This is a genomic window from Methanoculleus sp. UBA413 (genome assembly GCF_002502935.1).
Classification (GTDB): domain Archaea; phylum Halobacteriota; class Methanomicrobia; order Methanomicrobiales; family Methanoculleaceae; genus Methanoculleus; species Methanoculleus bourgensis.
Window position 1 is genome coordinate 283 of sequence record NZ_DAQR01000121.1, and the last position, 16,488, is coordinate 16,770.

Genomic DNA, 16,488 nt, shown 5'->3' on the forward strand with positions numbered 1-16,488 from the left:
CCCTGCATGTGGCGGGCAAGGGTATCGAAGACCTCCTGGCGGGTGACATCCCGGGCAAGGTCGCGGGAGAGCCCGGCAACCGCCTCAACCTCGGCCTCGCTCTCCCTGATCCGGGGGAGCAGGCGGCGGAGCCGGGCGGCAAGCCTGCTGACCACGAGGGCAATGATGACATAGCCGGCAAACGCGGCGAAGTAACCCCAGTCGTCTATCGTCAGGGAGTAGTAGGGCTTGACGAAGATGAGGTCGAATGCAAGGATGCTTGCGATGGCCGCAAGCAGGGCGGCCCCCCGCCTGAAGAAGAGCGCGGTCACGACGACCGGCAGGAGCTGGAGGACCAGGAGGAGCTCCGGCTGGACGACACCCTGGAGGAGGATGCTTGCCCCCCAGGCGGCGGCTATCAGGATGAGGGTTACGGCGTAGTCCCAGGAGAGGAGGTGCGGGACCTGCCGGTGGACGGGGATACGCACGAAGTCGCCTTTCGGCTCGTAGAGGAAGATGTCGACGCCCCGGGACCGGCGCAGAACCCTGTAGACCGGGGAGAAGATGACATCGATCCCCCGGGGCTTCCCGAGCATGATCATGGTGACATTGTTCCGCCGGGCGTAGCGGAGGATCTCGTCGGCGACATCCTCACCGCGGAGACGGACAATCCGGCCCCCGAGCCTCCGCCCGGTCTCCAGCGCCGCCGTGAGCCAGGCGCGCTCCCTGACCGTGAGCGCTCGCTCGCTCTCCAGGTCCACCGTGAGCACCACCCAGTCGGCATCGAACCGGGTGGCAAGCCGGTATCCGGCCCGCACCATCTGGCCGGCTGTCGGGCCCGGCCTGATCCCGATCAGGAGCCGTTCGGCTGCCGGCCAGGGGCCCGGGATGGCGCGGGCCCGCATATGGCCGATCATCTGCAGGTCGGTGGCGGTCGCCACGTAGCGCAGGGTGAGCTGCCGCAGGGCGAGGAGGTTTCCGGTGCTGAAGAACCGGCGTATCGCCGCCTCGGCCATATCCCTGACATAGACCTTCCCTGCCCTGAGGCGGAGCCGCAGCTCCTCCGGGGTGACGTCGACGAGCCTGATCTCGTCGGCGCCGGAGATGAACGTATCAGGGAGCGTCTCTGAGACCCGGATACCGGTGATCTGGGCGACAGCATCGTTCTGGCTCTCGACGTGCTGGATGTTGACGGTCGTGTAGACCGATATACCGGCGTGGAGGAGTTCCTCGACGTCCTCGTAGCGCTTGACGTGGCGGCTGTTCGGCGCGTTGGTGTGAGCGAGTTCGTCGATGAGGGCGATCTCGGGGTGGCGCTCAAGAACCGCGTCGAGGTCCATCTCCCGGAGGGTGAGGCCCTGGTAGTCGATGGTCGCGGGGGGAACTGCCTCAAGCCGAGCGGCGAGTGCCTCGGTCTCAGGCCGGCCGTGGGTCTCCACGTAGCCGATGACGACATCGACCCCTTCCCCCCGCCGCTGGAGGGCGTCCTGGAGCATCGTGTAGGTCTTCCCCACACCGGCGGCGTAGCCGAGGTAGACCGTCAGCCGCCCTCTCTCCTTCTCTTCCGAACGGCGGGCGATGGCGAGCAGGTCCTCAGGGAGAGGCCGCACCTCCTCGTCACCTGCCTTCATGCATCCCCTCCTCCCAGGCGGTCCAGCGCCTGGTTGAGCGAGAGGACGTTGACGTAGGTCCCCGCGAACGGCGAACCGACGGCCTCAGCCATGACGAGCGACCTGACCTCCTCTTCAGGGAGGCCCCGCGCCTTCGCAACCGCCGGGACCTGCACCAGCGCCGCGTCAAGGCTGATATGCGGGTCAAGCCCGCTCCCCGACGCCATGACCAGGTCGGCAGGAACCGGGCCGGCCACACCGGCTTCCCTGAGCGCCTGCACCCGCTCTGCAACCTGCTCAAGGAGGATGGGGTTCGTCGGCCCCAGGTTTGACCCGCCTGAGTGCGACGCGTTGTATGGGGCCAGGGGCGTCGCCGATGGGCGGCCCTGGAAGTAGAACGGTGGGGTGAAGTTCCGGCCGATGAGCACCGACCCGATGACCTCTCCGTCGTCGCCGATGATCAGGCTCCCGTGCGCCTGGAAGGGGAAGGCAGCACCGGCGATGAGCGTCACTGCGAGAGGGTAGGCGACCCCGGTGACGGCCGCAAGCAGGGCAAAGAGGAGCACGGCGCGCATGAGTGTTTCTTTCATCTTTATCCTCCTGCCGGCAGTATGCCGGAGATGACAAGGTCGATCACCTTGATGCCGATGAACGGCACGACGACACCCCCGAGGCCGAAGATGATCAGGTTGTAGACGAAGAGCTGCGATGCCGGCATCGGCCTGAACCTGACCCCGGCGAGCGCGAGCGGGATCAGGAGCGGTATGACCAGCGCGTTGAAGATGACCGCCGAGAGGATGGCCGACCCGGGCGTTGCCAGGCCCATGATGTTTAAGACCGCGAGCCGCGGGTAGACCCCGGCGAGCGCGGCAGGGATGATGGCGAAGTACTTGGCGACGTCGTTTGCTATTGAGAAGGTGGTCAGGGCGCCCCGGGTCATCAGGATCTCCTTGCCGACCTCGACGATGTCCAGGAGTTTTGTCGGGTCGCTGTCGAGGTCGATGATGTTCGCCGCTTCGCGGGCGGGCTGGGTTCCGCTGTTCATCGCGACCGCCACGTCTGCCTGGGCGAGGGCAGGCGCGTCGTTGGTCCCGTCGCCGGTCATGGCGACCATGTAGCCCTCGTCCTGGTAGCCGCGGATCAGCCGGAGTTTGTCGTCCGGTTTCGCCTCGGCAAGGTAGTCGTCCACACCCGCCTCTGCCGCGATGGCGGCGGCGGTGAGCGGGTTATCGCCGGTGATCATCACCGTCCTGATACCGATCCGGCGCAGGTCAGAGAACCGTTCCCGGATCCCGGTCTTCAGGATATCCTTGAGGTAGATGACCCCGAGGATCGTCGAACCGCGGGCCACGACGAGCGGCGTGCCGCCCGCCGATGCGATCCCGGTCACCTTCGCCGCGAGGTCAGGGGGCGGGGTCCCGCCGCGTTCCCGGACCGCCTTCACGACCGCGTCGGCAGCACCCTTCAGGTAGGTCGTCCCGTGACACTCGGCGCCGCTCACCCGGGTCACTGCCGAGAAGGGGATAAACGTTGTTCCAGGGGGGCAGGTGACGTCAGTCCCGGTCTTCTCCCTGACGAGGGCGACGATGCTCCGCCCTTCAGGCGTCTCGTCGGCGGCAGAGGAGAGGAGGGAGGCCTCCATCAGGTCTGCCCGGCTCTGCCCCTCCACCGGGACGAACTCGGCCGCCTGCCTGTTGCCGAGGGTGATCGTCCCGGTCTTGTCGAGGAGAAGGACGTTCACGTCGCCTGCGGCCTCGATCGCCCGTCCCGAGAGGGCGACGACGTTCCTCTGGAAGAGCCGGTCCATCCCCGCGATACCGATCGCCGGCAGCAGTGCCGCGATGGTCGTGGGCGCGAGGCAGACGAAGAGTGCGACGAGGACCACGGGCCCAACAGGTGCTCCTGTGCCGCTTGCGGCCGCGCTGTAGGCTGAGGCCGGGTAGATGTTCGCGACGGCCAGGAGAAAGACAGCAGTCAGGGAGAGGAGCAGGATATCGAGCGCGATCTCGTTCGGGGTCTTGCGCCGCTCCGCCCCCTCGACCATGGCGATCATCCGGTCGAGGAACGTCTGCCCGGGCTCAGCGGTGATCCTGACGATGATCTCATTTGCGATCACCGTGGTCCCCCCGGTCACGGCGCTCCGGTCGCCGCCCGCTTCACGCACCACCGGGGCGGATTCGCCGGTGATGGCCGCCTCGTTGACCAGGGCGGCGCCCTTCACCACCTCGCCGTCGCCCGGGACGATCTCACCTTCCCGCACCAGGACGAGGTCGCCCTGCCTGAGGTCTGAGGACGCCACCTCATCGGCCTGGGCGCCGAACGCCTCTTCCCTGAGCCTGTGGGCCGGGACAGCGGCCCTCGACTCCCGGAGCGATGCGGCCCGTGCCTTCCCCCGGCCTTCAGAGAGCGACTCGGCAACGTTCGCGAAGAGCACGGTCAGCCAGAGCCAGAGCGAGACCATGCCGGAGAAGAAGCCTCCGCCGGCAAGGGTGATCAGGGTCGTGATGATGCCGCCGATCTCGACGAGGAACATCACCGGGTTCCTGACCAGGCTCCTGGGGTCCAACTTCAGCACGGCGCCGATGAGGGGCCCGCGGATCAGTTCGGGTTCAAATGCGGCGATGCCGGGGTACCGTTTCCGGGCCATCGGCTCACACCCCGCCTGCCATCATCAGGTATTCTGCAACCGGGCCCATCGCCAGGAGCGGGAAGAACGTGAGCCCGCCGACGAGCAGGATGATGAGAACCGTCCACGCCACAAACGCCGGGGAGGCGGTCGGGAGCGTCCCGGGGCCGGGGGGGACGGATCGTTTCTCTGCCATCGATCCCGCGAGCGCCAGCATGGCGATGGCCGGGGCGAACCTCCCGATGGCCATCGCGAGCGCGCCTGCGATAAGATAGAAAGGGCCGGTGGCGTCAAGCCCGGCAAAAGCGCTCCCGTTGTTGTTGGACATGGATGCGAAGGCGTAGACCACCTCAGAGAGCCCGTGCGGACCCGGGTTTCCCATCGCCCCGGGGAGAGCGAGCGCGATACCGGAGAGGAGGAGCACGAGCACCCCGGGGATGAGGACGGTGACGACGGCCATCCGCATCTCCACGGCCTCGACCTTCTTGCCGAGGAATTCAGGGGTCCGGCCGATCATCAGCCCGGCGATGAAGACGGCGACCACCACAAAGCCGGTGATGGTGTAGAACCCTGAACCCACCCCGCCGAAGACGACCTCGCCGAGGAGGATCAGGAGCATCGGGACCATACCCCCGAGCGGGGTGAGCGAGTCGTGCATGGCGTCGATCGCACCGCAGGATGTTGCGGTCGTCGAGGTGGCGAAGAGGACAGTGCCCAGGAGGCCGAACCTGACCTCCTTTCCCTCCATGGAGATCCCGGAGACACCGAGTTCGCCCACCAGCGGGTTTCCGGCGAGTTCCGCGGTATAGAGGCCGGTGAGGGCTGCGACATAGATCGCGAGCATCACGGCGTAGATGGCCCATCCCTGCCGCATAGCCCCGCTCATCCGGCCGAAGACGAAAGGGAGGGCGGCGGGGATGAGCAGGATCAGGAAGGCCTCGATGAGGTTGGTGATGGGGGTTGGGTTCTCGTAGGGGTGCGCTGAGTTTGCGGCGAAGAACCCGCCCCCGTTCGTGCCGAGGAGTTTTATCGCCACCTGGGAGGCGACCGGGCCCATGGCGATCGTCTGCGGCCCGGCCGTGACGGATGCGTCCAGGTTCTGGATGACCCCCTGGGAGGCGAGCAGGAGGGCGGCAGCGAGGGCAAGCGGGAGCAGGATGTAGAGGACGGTGCGGGTCATATCCACCCAGAAGTTCCCTATCCGGTCGGTCGACCGGCGGGTGAGCCCCCGCATCACCGCAAGCGCGACAGAGATCCCGGTGGCGGCCGAGAGGAAGTTCTGGACGGTGAACCCGGCCATCTGGGAGAGGTAACTCGCCGAGACCTCCCCGCTGTAGACCTGCCAGTTGGTGTTCGTGACAAAACTGACGGCGGCGTTCACCGCGGTCAGGGGGTCGAATGCCCCGGCTCCTCCGGGGTTGAGCGGGAGGCCCCCCTGCAGGAGGAGAAGAGCGAAGAGGACGATAAACCCGATGCCGTTGAAGACGAGCAGGTCCCGGGTGTAGCCCCGCCACCCCACCTCCTCATCAGGGCTGGTCCCGATGAACCGGTAGACCGCACGCTCGATGCGGCCGGGAAGGCCCGATACGCCCCCAGAGAAGACCCGGTGGATATAGCCGCTTGCGAGCAGCGCCGCTCCGGTGACGAGGAGGAGAAAGAGGGCGGCGGCTGCGGCATCCAGGAGGGGGTCGGGGGGCGTCATGGCCCGTCCCCGCCGATGGCAGGGTTTTTCGTTGGGGGGCTGCGGGGCATTGCATCTCTTCCGGTGCTGGTATGGCGGGTAACATGACATGCCCATAATTAGTCTTTTCCGGGTAGACCCTGCTGGCAAGAATGAACAGAATGTGACATCCAGTACCGTCGGCCACAAAACCAACGAGTGAGGAGCACGAAGTGCGGGCTGGTTCCATGTGAACCACTCCAACGGGCGGCGATGCCCACATCAGATCTCCGGAAGGGGTGTTCCGGGAACTCCTGGATATCAGTCCGGTGCCTGCCGGTTGATGGATGGCGATGCTTGAGTGGCTGCGCAGGCGGTTTTCGGGGGGAAACCTGCCTGGCAGGGCGGGCCGGCAAGGCGCAGCCAGTCGCCTCCCACGAACGTTCGCTGCTGGATTGCAATAGTCCTCTCCGGGCCCAATACTGCCTCTTATTAGTGCAGGGGAAACACAATCTTCGAGTACCTGACGAAATATCAGGAGGCGTTCTGGTTGGTGGAACGAGGGTATATTCACGTTTACACGGGCAACGGCAAAGGGAAGACGACTGCGGCACTGGGGATATCGCTCCGGTGCGTCTGTGCCGGCAAACGGGTTTTCTTTGGCCAGTTCATCAAGGACTGGGAGTACAGCGAACTGAGAGCAGAAGAGATTCTCCCGAATTTTGAGATCGTCCAGTTCGGACGCGGGTGTTTTATCGACCGCGACCCTGAGGAGGAAGACCGCAGGGCCGCCCACGAAGGGCTTGCACGGTGCGACCGGGCTCTGCAGTCCGGCGAATACGACCTGGTGGTGCTCGACGAGGTCAACGTGGCGCTCTTCTACGACCTCTTTGAGGCGACCGATGTCATTGAGGTGCTGGAGAGGAGGAACCCCCGTGTCGAGGTGGTTCTCACCGGGAGGTATGCCCCGCAGGAGATCATCGATGCCGCGGACCTAGTCACCGAGATGAAGGAGGTCAAACACTACTTCAATGAAGGGGTGGGAGCCCGCACGGGTATCGAGCGTTGAGGGGTTTTGATGGAGTGGTCATCCGCTCCGGAACAGGGCGACGCCAGAGGGTTCACCGGAACGGTCGGGGCTGGTAAGCAGGGCTGAAGGAAGTCCATCTCCTGCAGGATGTGGTCGCGGAAAACAGGATCACGCCTCACACCAGACTACCTCCCGCTCCACATACGGCTGAATGGGTCGAGACCCCCGACGGTGATAAGATCCACCCGGCGCCCGAAGAGATCCTCAAGATAGAATGCCGGCCCCATGAGGTTCCGAAACGTCGTCTGCCCCGGCGCAAACTCGACCAGCACGTCCACATCACTGTCAGGCCGCTCCTCTCCGCGGGCGGCGGACCCGAAGATGCCGATCTTCGCGACGCCGAACCGCTCCCGGAGTAGCGGGAGCACTTCTTCGAGCTTCGTGACGAACTCGCTCTTCTTGTTCCGGCGCACCTGGACTGCCACGGGTACTCTCCTCCTGATCGTACCTGGGGTTGAGGAGATGATGAATGTTGTCGCCCGCGGTTCTGGCCTACAGGTTAAACGAATTCCAGATCCTATGCTTCTTCTGCAATCATCTCCTTGCGCAACCAGAACCGCCCGGGACGGCTGCGGGTGCCAGGGGGGGTGGCTCTGTCCCTGTGCCCCCCATGTTTCCGATCCGGAAACATTTTGTTTCCAGAACAGAAACATTCTCTCACGAGGCAGAAACAACATGGGAAAACCGGTGTTAACCGAACTCTTCAAGACCGAGGAACGGATACGCATCCTCCGGTATGTTGCCGGGCAACGTCAGGTAACTACAACTGCAGTTGCCGGGGCGACCGAGACCTCAAAACCTCTTGTCTCACGCTACCTGCGCCTGCTTGTCAAAGGCGGCTTTTGTACGCAGCGTGGCCGGGCATACACCTGGAATGAGAACGCCCGAAGTCTGGCAGTCAAGCGCCTGCTTAACATCGACCTCCTTGCGGCGGCAGTTCCGCTCCCGGAGTGGAGCCGGGGGATAGGTATCTACGGGAGCTATGCGGAGGGGACGAACACGGCCGATAGCGACCTTGACCTCTGGGTACTCGTTGATGAGTATACACCCGATCTCGAGATCCCTGCAGCGAGAGTCGAGAAAGACGCGAGTGCGGCAGCAGGGACCGAGGCAAACCTGCTCATCCTCACCCCGGAGAGGCTGTCTGACCTGAGAGAGACCGATCAGCCGTTCTATACCAGTCTCATCCGGTCAAGTGTAACCCTTGAAGGTGCATCCATTGACAACGCTTGAGGATTGCTTCAGGGGGAGGATGCTCCGCAGGGTCACGCCTTCCGCGGAGAAAGCGAACGAATCGTTGAGTCTCGCCCAATCTTATCTTGACGAGGCACGGCAGATTGCCGGTATCGGTGCGAGGCGGATGAGCCTGACCGGGGCGTATATGGCATGGTTCCATGCCGCCCGTGCAGTGCTCTTCCGCGACGGTATCCGCGAGAAGAGCCATTATTGCATCGAATTGTACCTCAACCACTATGCGCAGTCAGGGGATCTCGAAGAGGAGTGGGTGCTGATGTTTGGCAGGCTGAGAACACAGCGCCATGAGAGCCAGTATTCGTTCGGCCCGGCGCCGACCGATGCTGAGGTTTTAGCCGCCATAGAGCATGCCGGTCAGTTCATCGAGAGAATACAGCGCTTGCTCTCTGAGACGCGCAGAAGGGAATGGAAAGGAAGCTAATCGAGGAAAGAGGGATCATGCTTTACACCAGACAGAGAGGGATTTGACCGCTTAAACCTCAACGAGGCTAGGCCCTGAACCTAGCGTCCTAACCTGATTTAAGTATTCTTGCGCCCGCGGGGTCACGGTCTCAATCCACAGAAACCAATCGCGGCCAGAGAGGGCAACCTAAGACAAAAACGCTTTTCACAAATTAAGAACACAAAACAAAGATGCTGCGGGTGGGATCCGAACCCACGATTTCCAGATGTCCCAGGTATCGGACGCTCCGTTCTTCTCAAAACCCTATGAGTCTGGCGCCCTAACCAACTAGGCCACCGCAGCACACAAAGTGCATTATAACAATGACGTTTCGGCAAATAAACCTTATGACTCACAAAAAATTGGTGAGAGCGGTCACTTCATGTTTTTCCGGAGATACACGTCGACCGCCGCAGCGATCGCCGCCACCTCCTTCCCATGCCGGAGCGATGCAGCCAGCGTCTGCATGCGCGTCGCCTCCTCGTAGAGGTAACGGCGCAGGCTCTTAGCGATATGCTCCTCCTGCAGGAAGTGCGTATGCGTATCGCCGGCGATGAAGTGCGGGTTTCGCATGATCGCATACTGGAGCGGGAGCGTCGTCTTCACGCCGAGGATAACATACTCGTAGAGAGCCCGGCGCATCCTGAGGATCGCCTCCTCACGATCGGCCCCCCAGGCGCAGAGTTTGGATATCATCGAGTCGTAGTGCGGGGGGATGGTGTAACCATTATGGATGCCGGAATCGACCCGTATCCCCGGGCCTCCCGGGGACCGGTAGCGGACGATCTTCCCTGGATCAGCGGAGAAGTTATTCAGCGGATCCTCCGCATTGATCCGGCACTCGATCGCGTGCCCCCGGATGCTGACATCCTCCTGGCCCATCGGGAGGTCCTCACCGGCGGCGATGGCGATCTGCTTCTTCACGATATCAATCCCCGTGATGAACTCAGTGATGGTATGCTCCACCTGCAGCCGGGTGTTCACCTCCATAAAGTAATAGTTCCCGTTCGAGTAGAGGAACTCCACCGTGCCGGCGTTCGTGTAGTTCGCCGCCTTTGCGGCGGTGATGGCCGACGCCGTCATCCGCTCCCGGAGATCGGGGGTCATGATCGGGCAGGGCGCCTCCTCGACCAGCTTCTGGTGCCGGCGCTGGATGGAACACTCGCGGTCGTAGAGGTGAAGGGTATTTCCTTTCGCGTCGGCAAGGACCTGGATCTCGATATGGCGCGGTTTTGCGAGGTACTTCTCCACAAAGACCGTCGGGTCCCCAAAGGCAGACTCCGCGATCCGCATCCCCTTATCGATCGCCTCCTCGAGCTGATCCTCAGATTCAGCGATATGCATACCGATACCGCCGCCGCCTGCACTCGCCTTCACGACCACCGGGTAGCCGATCGCGGCAGCGATCTTCTTTGCTTCATCAATGCTGGTGACGCCGTCCGGCGTTCCGGGAAGGACCGGCACGCCCGCCTCACGCATCATCCGCTTCGACACGACCTTCGAGCCCAGCGCCTCGATCGTCTTCCACGAAGGGCCGATGAACGTCAGCCCTTCATCCTCGACCAGTTTTGCAAACTGGCTGTTCTCGGCGAGGAACCCATACCCCGGGTGGATCGCATCAGCCGCAGACTTCCTGGCGACATCGCAGATCCGCTCCTTGTTAAGGTAACTCTTGGACGGGTGGGCCTCACCAACGCAGAACGACTCATCCGCGTACTTGACGTGGAGCGCATTCTTATCCGGCTCGGAGTAGATCGCGACCGTATCGATATCCAGCTCCCGGCAGGCGCGCATAACCCGTATGGCGACCTCACCGCGGTTGGCGATCAGGATCTTGTCGAAATATTTCATCGCACAAACACTCTTCTATCGGCCTCACTCGATGACCATCAGCACATCGCCGTTCTGCACGACATCCCCGGCATCGACGAAGATCTCCTCCACCGTACCGTCGCGCGGACTGCGGATGGGGTTCTCCATCTTCATGGCTTCAAGGACGATGAGGGTATCTCCCTTCTTGACGGTGCTCCCCTTCTGCGTCAACACCTGCAGGACCATACCCTGCATGTTGCTCTTGATGCCGCCGGGGACATCCCCACGGGGGACCCTCTCCCTGGCCGCCGGGGCTGCCGCCTTGACCGCAATCGAGCTCCCCTCCACGGTGACGATCCGGACCGAGAAGATCTCTCCGTCCACCTCGACCTCCATGGAGTGGGGGATATCCGCAATACTCGCCGCTTCGGCGGCCGGGTTCGGGATAACTTCAGCCTGGCGCTCGCCCTTCAGGAACGACGGGGCGACGGCCGGATAGAGGATGTAGGTGAGAACATCCTCTTCCCTGACGATCAGGTTCTGCTCCGCCGCCTCTTTCCGCATCTGCTCGTAGATGGGTTCAAGAAGGTCGGCCGGGCGGACCGTGACCGGCTCCTCATCGCCGATGATCAGCTTCTGCACCTCCGGGCTGATCGGGGCGGGAGGACGGCCGTAGAGGCCGAGAACATAGTCCTTCACCTCGCCTGTCACGTTCCGGTAGCGCTCCCCGCCGAGCAGGACGTTCAGCACCGCCTGGGTGCCCACGATCTGGCTTGTCGGCGTCACGAGCGGCGGATAACCGAGGTCCTTCCGCACCCGCGGGATCTCCTTGAGCACCTCTTCCAGGCGGTTGAGAGCACCCTGTTCCTGCAACTGGGAGACGAGATTTGAGATCATGCCGCCCGGGAGCTGGTAGATCAGAACGTCTGAGTCGACTCGGTCCGCGATGGCGGAAAAGAGCGGCTGGTACTTCTCCCTGATATCCCGGCAGATGTTTCTGACATTCCTGAGCGTGACCAGATCGATACCGGTGTCGCGCGGCGTCCCGGAGACGCTTGCAACAACGCTCTCGGTCGGGGGCTGGGAAGTCCCAAGCGCAAACGGCGACATCGCCGTATCAAGGATATCCACACCGGCATCGATCGCCGCCTGGTAACTCAGGGGCGCAACACCGCTCGTACAGTGTGAGTGGAGGCAGACCTTGATATCCACCGTCTTCTTGATCCCCGAGATCAGGTCACGGGCGTCATGAGGCATGATCAGCCCGGCCATGTCCTTGATACAGATCGAGTCGCACCCAAGCGAGTAGAGGTCCTCGGCCATGCCGATGAACGTCGCGACGGAGTGAGCCGGACTTGTGGTGTATGATATCGCGCCCTGCAGGTGCGCCCCGACGTTCCTGACCTCCTCCATCGCCTTCTTCATGTTCCGGATATCGTTGAGCGCGTCAAAGACCCGGAAGATATCGATCCCGTTCTCTGCAGATGCATCTACGAACTTCTCCACCACGTCATCAGGGTAATGCCGGTAGCCAACGAGGTTCTGACCCCGCAGGAGCATCTGGATGGGAGTGCGTCTCAGTTCGGCTTTCAGTTCCCGAAGGCGGTCCCACGGGTCATCATTGAGAAACCTGATGCAGCTGTCAAAGGTCGCCCCGCCCCAGGCTTCTACAGAGAAGAAACCCACGTTATCGATGGCCCGGGCGAGGGGAAGCATGTCTTCAGTCCGCAGCCGGGTGGCGATAAGTGACTGATGCGCGTCCCTAAGCGTGGTATCGGTTATATAGAGTGTATCGGATTTGGCAGCACACATCGAATTTTGCACCTCGAAGGGCTGAGGAGATTGCAATAAAGCCTCTACAAAATTCACTGTAATAATATAAAAACATCTCGAACGGGCAGGCAGCATAAAATCCCGGGTATCATCGCAAATAGAGCTGCCAGAACGTCTCGCGAGCCCGTTTCAAAGACCGGGCATATCCGCCCTCCGAGCGTATATCCCCGTACCACCAGTAATCTGGCCAGATCATCGGCTCTCCGGATCTGGGTGACGATGAGCAGGATAGCAATCGGCACGATCGAGCGGACACCGACCTTGATCCCCTTCAGCGCCAATGCGACCCGCATCTGCTCGATATCCTGTCTGATCACCGTGAGCCCGAAGAGGCCCATCTCGGCGATGAGCCCGATCTCAAACCCAATCCGGTTACCGAGCGCCCAGACCGCCACGGCAAGCACCTCTCCTTCCCGGGTTTCGGTGTACGCCCATGCAGCGAGGAGCAGGACCACAACCATCCTGATCAGGTAGGAGACCCCCGGGCCGCCCCCCCACTCGGAGACAAGGGCTGTTACGGCGATCATCACAACGAGGCCGAGGAACACGCCGGGCCGCGGGAGAGCCTTTGTGCGCGGTGTGAAGATCAGCCACCAGGCCAGGGCGGCGAGGGCCCCCGCGGTGCTTGCAAACGCGGCCACCGAGAGGACCACGGTGGCAAAGAGCCTCAGCCTTGGGTCCTGCATAGTGCCTCCCGGGCGTCCTGGAGCCTGATGTTCTCCGGGCGGGCACCCTGTTCCAGGGCGTACGTGAGGTACGGCGGGGCGTGCCGCCACCTGGGAATCGCGCCAGGCACGCGGCCCAGGGCCTTCAGGGTGCCGCCCTCCATCTCCCAGAGGGCATCCACCCGGGGAAGGACCGCGCGCTCGTGCGAGAAGATGATGGTGATTCCCTCGCTCCTTTCTTCGATCATGCTGCAGGCTCTTCGTTTGGCGGCGCAGTCGAGCGAACTGAACGGTTCGTCCAGCATCAGCAGGTCGGGGTTTCGCATGATCATGCAGGCCAGGATCAACCGTTTCAGTTCGCCACGGGAGAGGTGGAACGGGTCATCATCGCCTCGTCCGGCAAGGTCCGCGCGCACGAGGAGTTCATCGGGGTCAAGACCCCAGGACCCGGCCTCCTCGGCAACTGTCGAGCAGGTGATGTGGTACTCGGGAAACTGCAGCAGGAGCAGGGCAGACGAGATCCCGTGCCGCCGGACGGCGCCGCTCTCTGGACGGTTCAGTTCGGCGAGCATTAGTGCCAGCGTCGACTTCCCGCTCCCCACCGGCCCGCTGACCAGGTGCACGCCCTCACCGAAGGTGCCGCTGCCCCGGAGGCTGAACTGGCCCCGGGAGAAGAGGATATCCTCGAGGTCTACCCTCACCGGCGGAACCTCCACATCGTTGGGTAGAAACAGGTCTCATCAAGCCCGGCAAAGACCTCGTCAGGCGTGCCGTGATACCGGACCACACCTCCCTCCATAAAGATGACGTAGTCCGCGCAGGCTGCCGTATCCATCGACTGCGTGCACCAGAGCACATGGGCCGCCGCGCTCTTACGCACAACGCCCTGGACACGATCCGCTGTCCCGGCATCCAGGTGCGAGTCGGCCTCGTCAAGGATGAGCACCTCAGGGTCATCGACACCGGCGGCTGCCAGCGCGACGAGGGCCTTCTCCCCCCCTGAGAGGGTCGAGACCTTCGCATCCAGGAGATGCGAAACCCCGACCCGCGCGGCGGCCGCCCTGACCCGCTCATCGGTCTCCGGGCAGGAACGATTGCGGAACCGCGGCGTCGCAGCGATCTCGTCGTACACCCGGGAGAAGAGGAGCGTCCGGTCGGGGAACTCCCCCACCCACCCGATCCTCACGGCCGGCGGCGGCCTCTCGAGGATCCGGACCGTCCCGGCGCGGGGCTCCTCGATGCCGGAGCAGACCGAAAGAAACGTCGTCTTACCGCTCCCGTTCGGCCCGATCACGGCGATGTGGCGCGCATCTACCGTGAGGTCCGGGATCTCGATGAGCCGGTGCCGAAGATTGGTGATCTGGATCATGCCACGCGCTTTCCTATAGCGAATGCGGCTGCTGCCTTCACGGCATCGCCGATGATAAACGGGGCGACGCCGATCAGGACCGCCTGGAGGAGCGAGATCGATGCCGACCAGGCAAGCCATACGACGCCGAAGAGGTAGATCGTGCAGGTTGCCGCGATCAGCCCTGCGACCCGGATCTTCGGCGATTCGTGCTCGTAGGCAAGCCCTGCAACGAGCGCGGCAGGAATAAAGCCGAGCAGAAACCCTCCGGTAGGACCGAGGAGCACCCCGAGACCGGCCGTACCGTTATGGAAGACCGGGAGGTTCGCCGCCCCGAGGAGGACATAGAGGCCGACGGGGATTACGGCATACCGCTGCATGACGACCCCGGCAAGGAGCACAAAGAGAGTCTGGAGCGTGAGCGGGACCGGGGGCAGCGGGATGGATATCCAGCTCCCGGCGGCGATCAGCGCTATGAACGTTCCACTGTAGGCGAGGATCTGGGCACGGTGTTTCATGTAAACCCATCTAAATTGGCGGGTTGACGATAAAAAACCTGTCAACCAATCATTGTATGGCGGTTGACAGGCGCGGCCGGTCAGAGCTGGAAGCAGTCGCCGGCAATGACCCGCTCGATCTTCCCGTTATCCCGGCGGATGATCAGGGCGCCGTGGCTATCGATGTCGATGGCCTCCCCCTCAAAGGTCTTGTTGATGGTCCTGATGGCCACCCGCTGGTCAAGCGTCAGGGAAAGACTCTTCCACTCGCGGATGATGGAATCGTACTCCCCGTCCTCGAGCTGCTGGTAGCGCAGTTCAAACTCCCGCAGGACCCTGACAAGAAGCGCCACGCGGTCAACCTCGTGGCCGACCTCAGCCTCAAGTGAGGTCACCGTATCTTTCAGGTTCGGCGGGAGATCGGCAAGCGAGATGTTCGCGTCGATCCCGATCCCGAGAAGACCGTAGTGGACGGCGTCCGCCTCTGCGGCGAGTTCCAGGAGCAACCCGCCGACCTTCTTGTCCCCGACGAAGATGTCGTTCGGCCACTTGATGAGCGCACTGAGCCCGTATTCCTTCCTGATGGCGCGAGCGATGGCGATCGACCCGGCCATGGTGATCATGAAGAGGTGATCGATCGGGATCCTCGGCTTTAAGACGATCGTGATCCAGATGCCGCCGGCAGGCGAGACCCAGGCGCGCCCGAGCCTTCCAACCCCGCCGGTCTGTTCTTCGGCGATGATCACCATGCCGTGCAGTTTCTCAGGATCGGTTTCGCTGGCGAGTTGTTTTCCGACCCAGCTCGTGGAGGCGGTGCGGTCAAAGTAGCGGATCTGCTTTCCGATGAACCGGGTGCGGAGCCTTTTATGGATCTCGTACGGGAGGAGCCTGCTCGTCTTCGCCTCAAGGCAGTAACCTTGCGCGCGGGACGATGTGATATTGTATCCTAATCTCCGGAGTTCGCGTATCTGTTTCCAGACGGCTGAACGGGTGACACCCAGATGCTCTGCGATATGCTCGCCCGATACCGGGCCGGGGTTCTCTTCGAGAATCTTCAGTACATTGATTGCCGTATCCTTCATGTCCATTACCTTTTCGCTGCAGGCGACTCACTCGGGAGCGGGCACGGGTCCCTGCCGCATACCTGCCTCCGGATCTCCGCGCTCTGCTCCATGAAACCCGCCAGATCAAAAATACCGGTCACGTCGACGATACCTATCGCACCGATGGCCCTGCCTTCGTCGTCCCTTATCGGCGCCACCACCACCGGGATACCCATATATGGGCCTCCCCGGGGTTGGACCCTCTTTACAACGTTCTCCGCCAGGACCTCTTCGAGGATGGGGCCCGTGTAGGCCTCGTCGATGATCTTCCCGTCCTCGATCCTGATACCCGGATGGTCGCGGGACCGCGCCGTGACAGGCAGATGGCCAAGCAGATCATGGATGCACATCATGATGGGAGCGAGATCACGCGCCCGTGAAGATGTAGAGATGATGTATTGCTCCATGGCCATATCCATACTTTTCATCATGGTTTATCTAGAATAAGGTTTCCCTATCACCGCAGGAGAACCTCTTCAGGAATTCACGTGACGGGTATTCGTGGATGCTGGAGACCAGCACCATACCGTCACCTACCGCTTTCCCTACCAGGAGCGCCTCGCCGGAGG

General features: G+C 62.7%; 16 protein-coding genes and 1 tRNA gene. 3 read left to right on the top strand and 14 right to left on the bottom strand.

Annotated features, from left to right (window positions below):
* From BP858_RS10320 to kdpA, 4 genes are all read right to left on the bottom strand, one after another.
* A partial coding sequence (locus tag BP858_RS10320; RefSeq protein ID WP_286879441.1) for a sensor histidine kinase occupies positions 1 to 1,610 on the bottom strand: 1,610 nt, incomplete at its 3' end.
* Positions 1,607 to 2,179: a potassium-transporting ATPase subunit KdpC gene (kdpC, locus tag BP858_RS10325; protein WP_074175607.1), complete on the bottom strand. Its 573-nt coding sequence runs from the start codon at positions 2,177 to 2,179 to the stop codon at positions 1,607 to 1,609. The genes kdpC and BP858_RS10320, both read right to left, overlap by 4 nt.
* 2 nt (positions 2,180 to 2,181) lie before the next feature.
* Positions 2,182 to 4,236 carry a potassium-transporting ATPase subunit KdpB gene (gene kdpB / locus BP858_RS10330; protein WP_286879442.1) on the bottom strand — a complete coding sequence of 685 codons (2,055 nt, stop codon included), beginning with the start codon at positions 4,234 to 4,236 and terminating at the stop codon, positions 2,182 to 2,184.
* Positions 4,237 to 4,240: 4 nt separating this feature from the next.
* Complete coding sequence (kdpA, locus tag BP858_RS10335; RefSeq protein ID WP_074175609.1) at positions 4,241 to 5,917, bottom strand: potassium-transporting ATPase subunit KdpA; 1,677 nt, start codon at positions 5,915 to 5,917, stop codon at positions 4,241 to 4,243.
* Between the two features lie 511 nt (positions 5,918 to 6,428).
* Between kdpA and cobO the strand changes: the two genes are divergently transcribed.
* The gene (cobO, locus tag BP858_RS10340; RefSeq protein ID WP_062264965.1) at positions 6,429 to 6,944 is read left to right on the top strand and encodes a cob(I)yrinic acid a,c-diamide adenosyltransferase; all 516 of its coding nucleotides are present in this window, start codon (positions 6,429 to 6,431) and stop codon (positions 6,942 to 6,944) included.
* Positions 6,945 to 7,090: 146 nt separating this feature from the next.
* On the opposite strand, the gene BP858_RS10345 is transcribed toward cobO, so the two are convergent.
* Positions 7,091 to 7,390, bottom strand: coding sequence for a nucleotidyltransferase family protein (locus tag BP858_RS10345; RefSeq protein WP_333582966.1), 300 nt, complete (start codon positions 7,388 to 7,390; stop codon positions 7,091 to 7,093).
* A 250-nt stretch (positions 7,391 to 7,640) separates the two neighbouring features.
* On the opposite strand from BP858_RS10345, the gene BP858_RS10350 reads away from it, so the two are divergent.
* The gene (locus BP858_RS10350) at positions 7,641 to 8,198 is read left to right on the top strand and encodes a nucleotidyltransferase domain-containing protein (protein ID WP_062264962.1); all 558 of its coding nucleotides are present in this window, start codon (positions 7,641 to 7,643) and stop codon (positions 8,196 to 8,198) included.
* A complete protein-coding gene (locus BP858_RS10355) occupies positions 8,185 to 8,640 on the top strand; it encodes a HEPN domain-containing protein (RefSeq protein WP_214167106.1) in 456 nt (151 codons plus the stop codon). The genes BP858_RS10350 and BP858_RS10355 overlap by 14 nt, the downstream gene beginning before the upstream one ends.
* 213 nt (positions 8,641 to 8,853) lie before the next feature.
* On the opposite strand, the gene BP858_RS10360 is transcribed toward BP858_RS10355, so the two are convergent.
* From BP858_RS10360 to BP858_RS10400, 9 genes are all read right to left on the bottom strand, one after another.
* Positions 8,854 to 8,964 (bottom strand) — tRNA-Met (locus tag BP858_RS10360).
* A 72-nt stretch (positions 8,965 to 9,036) separates the two neighbouring features.
* Positions 9,037 to 10,512 carry an acetyl-CoA carboxylase biotin carboxylase subunit gene (locus BP858_RS10365; RefSeq protein ID WP_062264906.1) on the bottom strand — a complete coding sequence of 492 codons (1,476 nt, stop codon included), beginning with the start codon at positions 10,510 to 10,512 and terminating at the stop codon, positions 9,037 to 9,039.
* A gap of 24 nt (positions 10,513 to 10,536) precedes the next feature.
* The gene (oadA, locus tag BP858_RS10370; RefSeq protein ID WP_062264903.1) at positions 10,537 to 12,285 is read right to left on the bottom strand and encodes a sodium-extruding oxaloacetate decarboxylase subunit alpha; all 1,749 of its coding nucleotides are present in this window, start codon (positions 12,283 to 12,285) and stop codon (positions 10,537 to 10,539) included.
* A gap of 53 nt (positions 12,286 to 12,338) precedes the next feature.
* A complete protein-coding gene (locus BP858_RS10375; RefSeq protein WP_062264900.1) occupies positions 12,339 to 12,992 on the bottom strand; it encodes a hypothetical protein in 654 nt (217 codons plus the stop codon).
* Positions 12,974 to 13,672 (bottom strand): ATP-binding cassette domain-containing protein, encoded by a 699-nt coding sequence (locus BP858_RS10380; protein ID WP_062266625.1) that lies wholly within the window; start codon positions 13,670 to 13,672, stop codon positions 12,974 to 12,976. Before BP858_RS10380 ends, BP858_RS10375 begins: the two co-directional genes overlap by 19 nt.
* Positions 13,669 to 14,340, bottom strand: coding sequence for an energy-coupling factor ABC transporter ATP-binding protein (locus tag BP858_RS10385; protein ID WP_286879443.1), 672 nt, complete (start codon positions 14,338 to 14,340; stop codon positions 13,669 to 13,671). The genes BP858_RS10380 and BP858_RS10385 overlap by 4 nt, the downstream gene beginning before the upstream one ends.
* Positions 14,337 to 14,837, bottom strand: coding sequence for a biotin transporter BioY (locus BP858_RS10390; RefSeq protein WP_014867848.1), 501 nt, complete (start codon positions 14,835 to 14,837; stop codon positions 14,337 to 14,339). The genes BP858_RS10385 and BP858_RS10390 overlap by 4 nt, the downstream gene beginning before the upstream one ends.
* Before the next feature lie 80 nt (positions 14,838 to 14,917).
* Positions 14,918 to 15,898, bottom strand: a complete 981-nt coding sequence (locus BP858_RS10395) for a biotin--[acetyl-CoA-carboxylase] ligase (protein ID WP_062266623.1) — start codon at positions 15,896 to 15,898, stop codon at positions 14,918 to 14,920.
* Between the two features lie 5 nt (positions 15,899 to 15,903).
* On the bottom strand, positions 15,904 to 16,350 hold the full coding sequence (locus tag BP858_RS10400; RefSeq protein WP_333582699.1) for a DUF2111 domain-containing protein: 447 nt from the start codon (positions 16,348 to 16,350) through the stop codon (positions 15,904 to 15,906).
* Positions 16,351 to 16,488: the final 138 nt, after the last annotated feature.

Excerpts from the sequence above, each read along its gene's own strand:
- BP858_RS10390 (WP_014867848.1), bottom strand. The coding sequence starts at position 14,837 with ATGAAACACCGTGCCCAGATCCTCGCCTACAGTGGAACGTTCATAGCG.
- BP858_RS10395 (WP_062266623.1), bottom strand. The coding sequence starts at position 15,898 with ATGAAGGATACGGCAATCAATGTACTGAAGATTCTCGAAGAGAACCCC.
- kdpC (WP_074175607.1), bottom strand. The coding sequence starts at position 2,179 with ATGAAAGAAACACTCATGCGCGCCGTGCTCCTCTTTGCCCTGCTTGCG.
- BP858_RS10400 (WP_333582699.1), bottom strand. The coding sequence starts at position 16,350 with ATGATGAAAAGTATGGATATGGCCATGGAGCAATACATCATCTCTACA.
- BP858_RS10365 (WP_062264906.1), bottom strand. The coding sequence starts at position 10,512 with ATGAAATATTTCGACAAGATCCTGATCGCCAACCGCGGTGAGGTCGCC.
- BP858_RS10385 (WP_286879443.1), bottom strand. The coding sequence starts at position 14,340 with ATGATCCAGATCACCAATCTTCGGCACCGGCTCATCGAGATCCCGGAC.
- oadA (WP_062264903.1), bottom strand. The coding sequence starts at position 12,285 with ATGTGTGCTGCCAAATCCGATACACTCTATATAACCGATACCACGCTT.
- BP858_RS10375 (WP_062264900.1), bottom strand. The coding sequence starts at position 12,992 with ATGCAGGACCCAAGGCTGAGGCTCTTTGCCACCGTGGTCCTCTCGGTG.
- BP858_RS10350 (WP_062264962.1), top strand. The coding sequence starts at position 7,641 with ATGGGAAAACCGGTGTTAACCGAACTCTTCAAGACCGAGGAACGGATA.
- kdpA (WP_074175609.1), bottom strand. The coding sequence starts at position 5,917 with ATGACGCCCCCCGACCCCCTCCTGGATGCCGCAGCCGCCGCCCTCTTT.
- kdpB (WP_286879442.1), bottom strand. The coding sequence starts at position 4,236 with ATGGCCCGGAAACGGTACCCCGGCATCGCCGCATTTGAACCCGAACTG.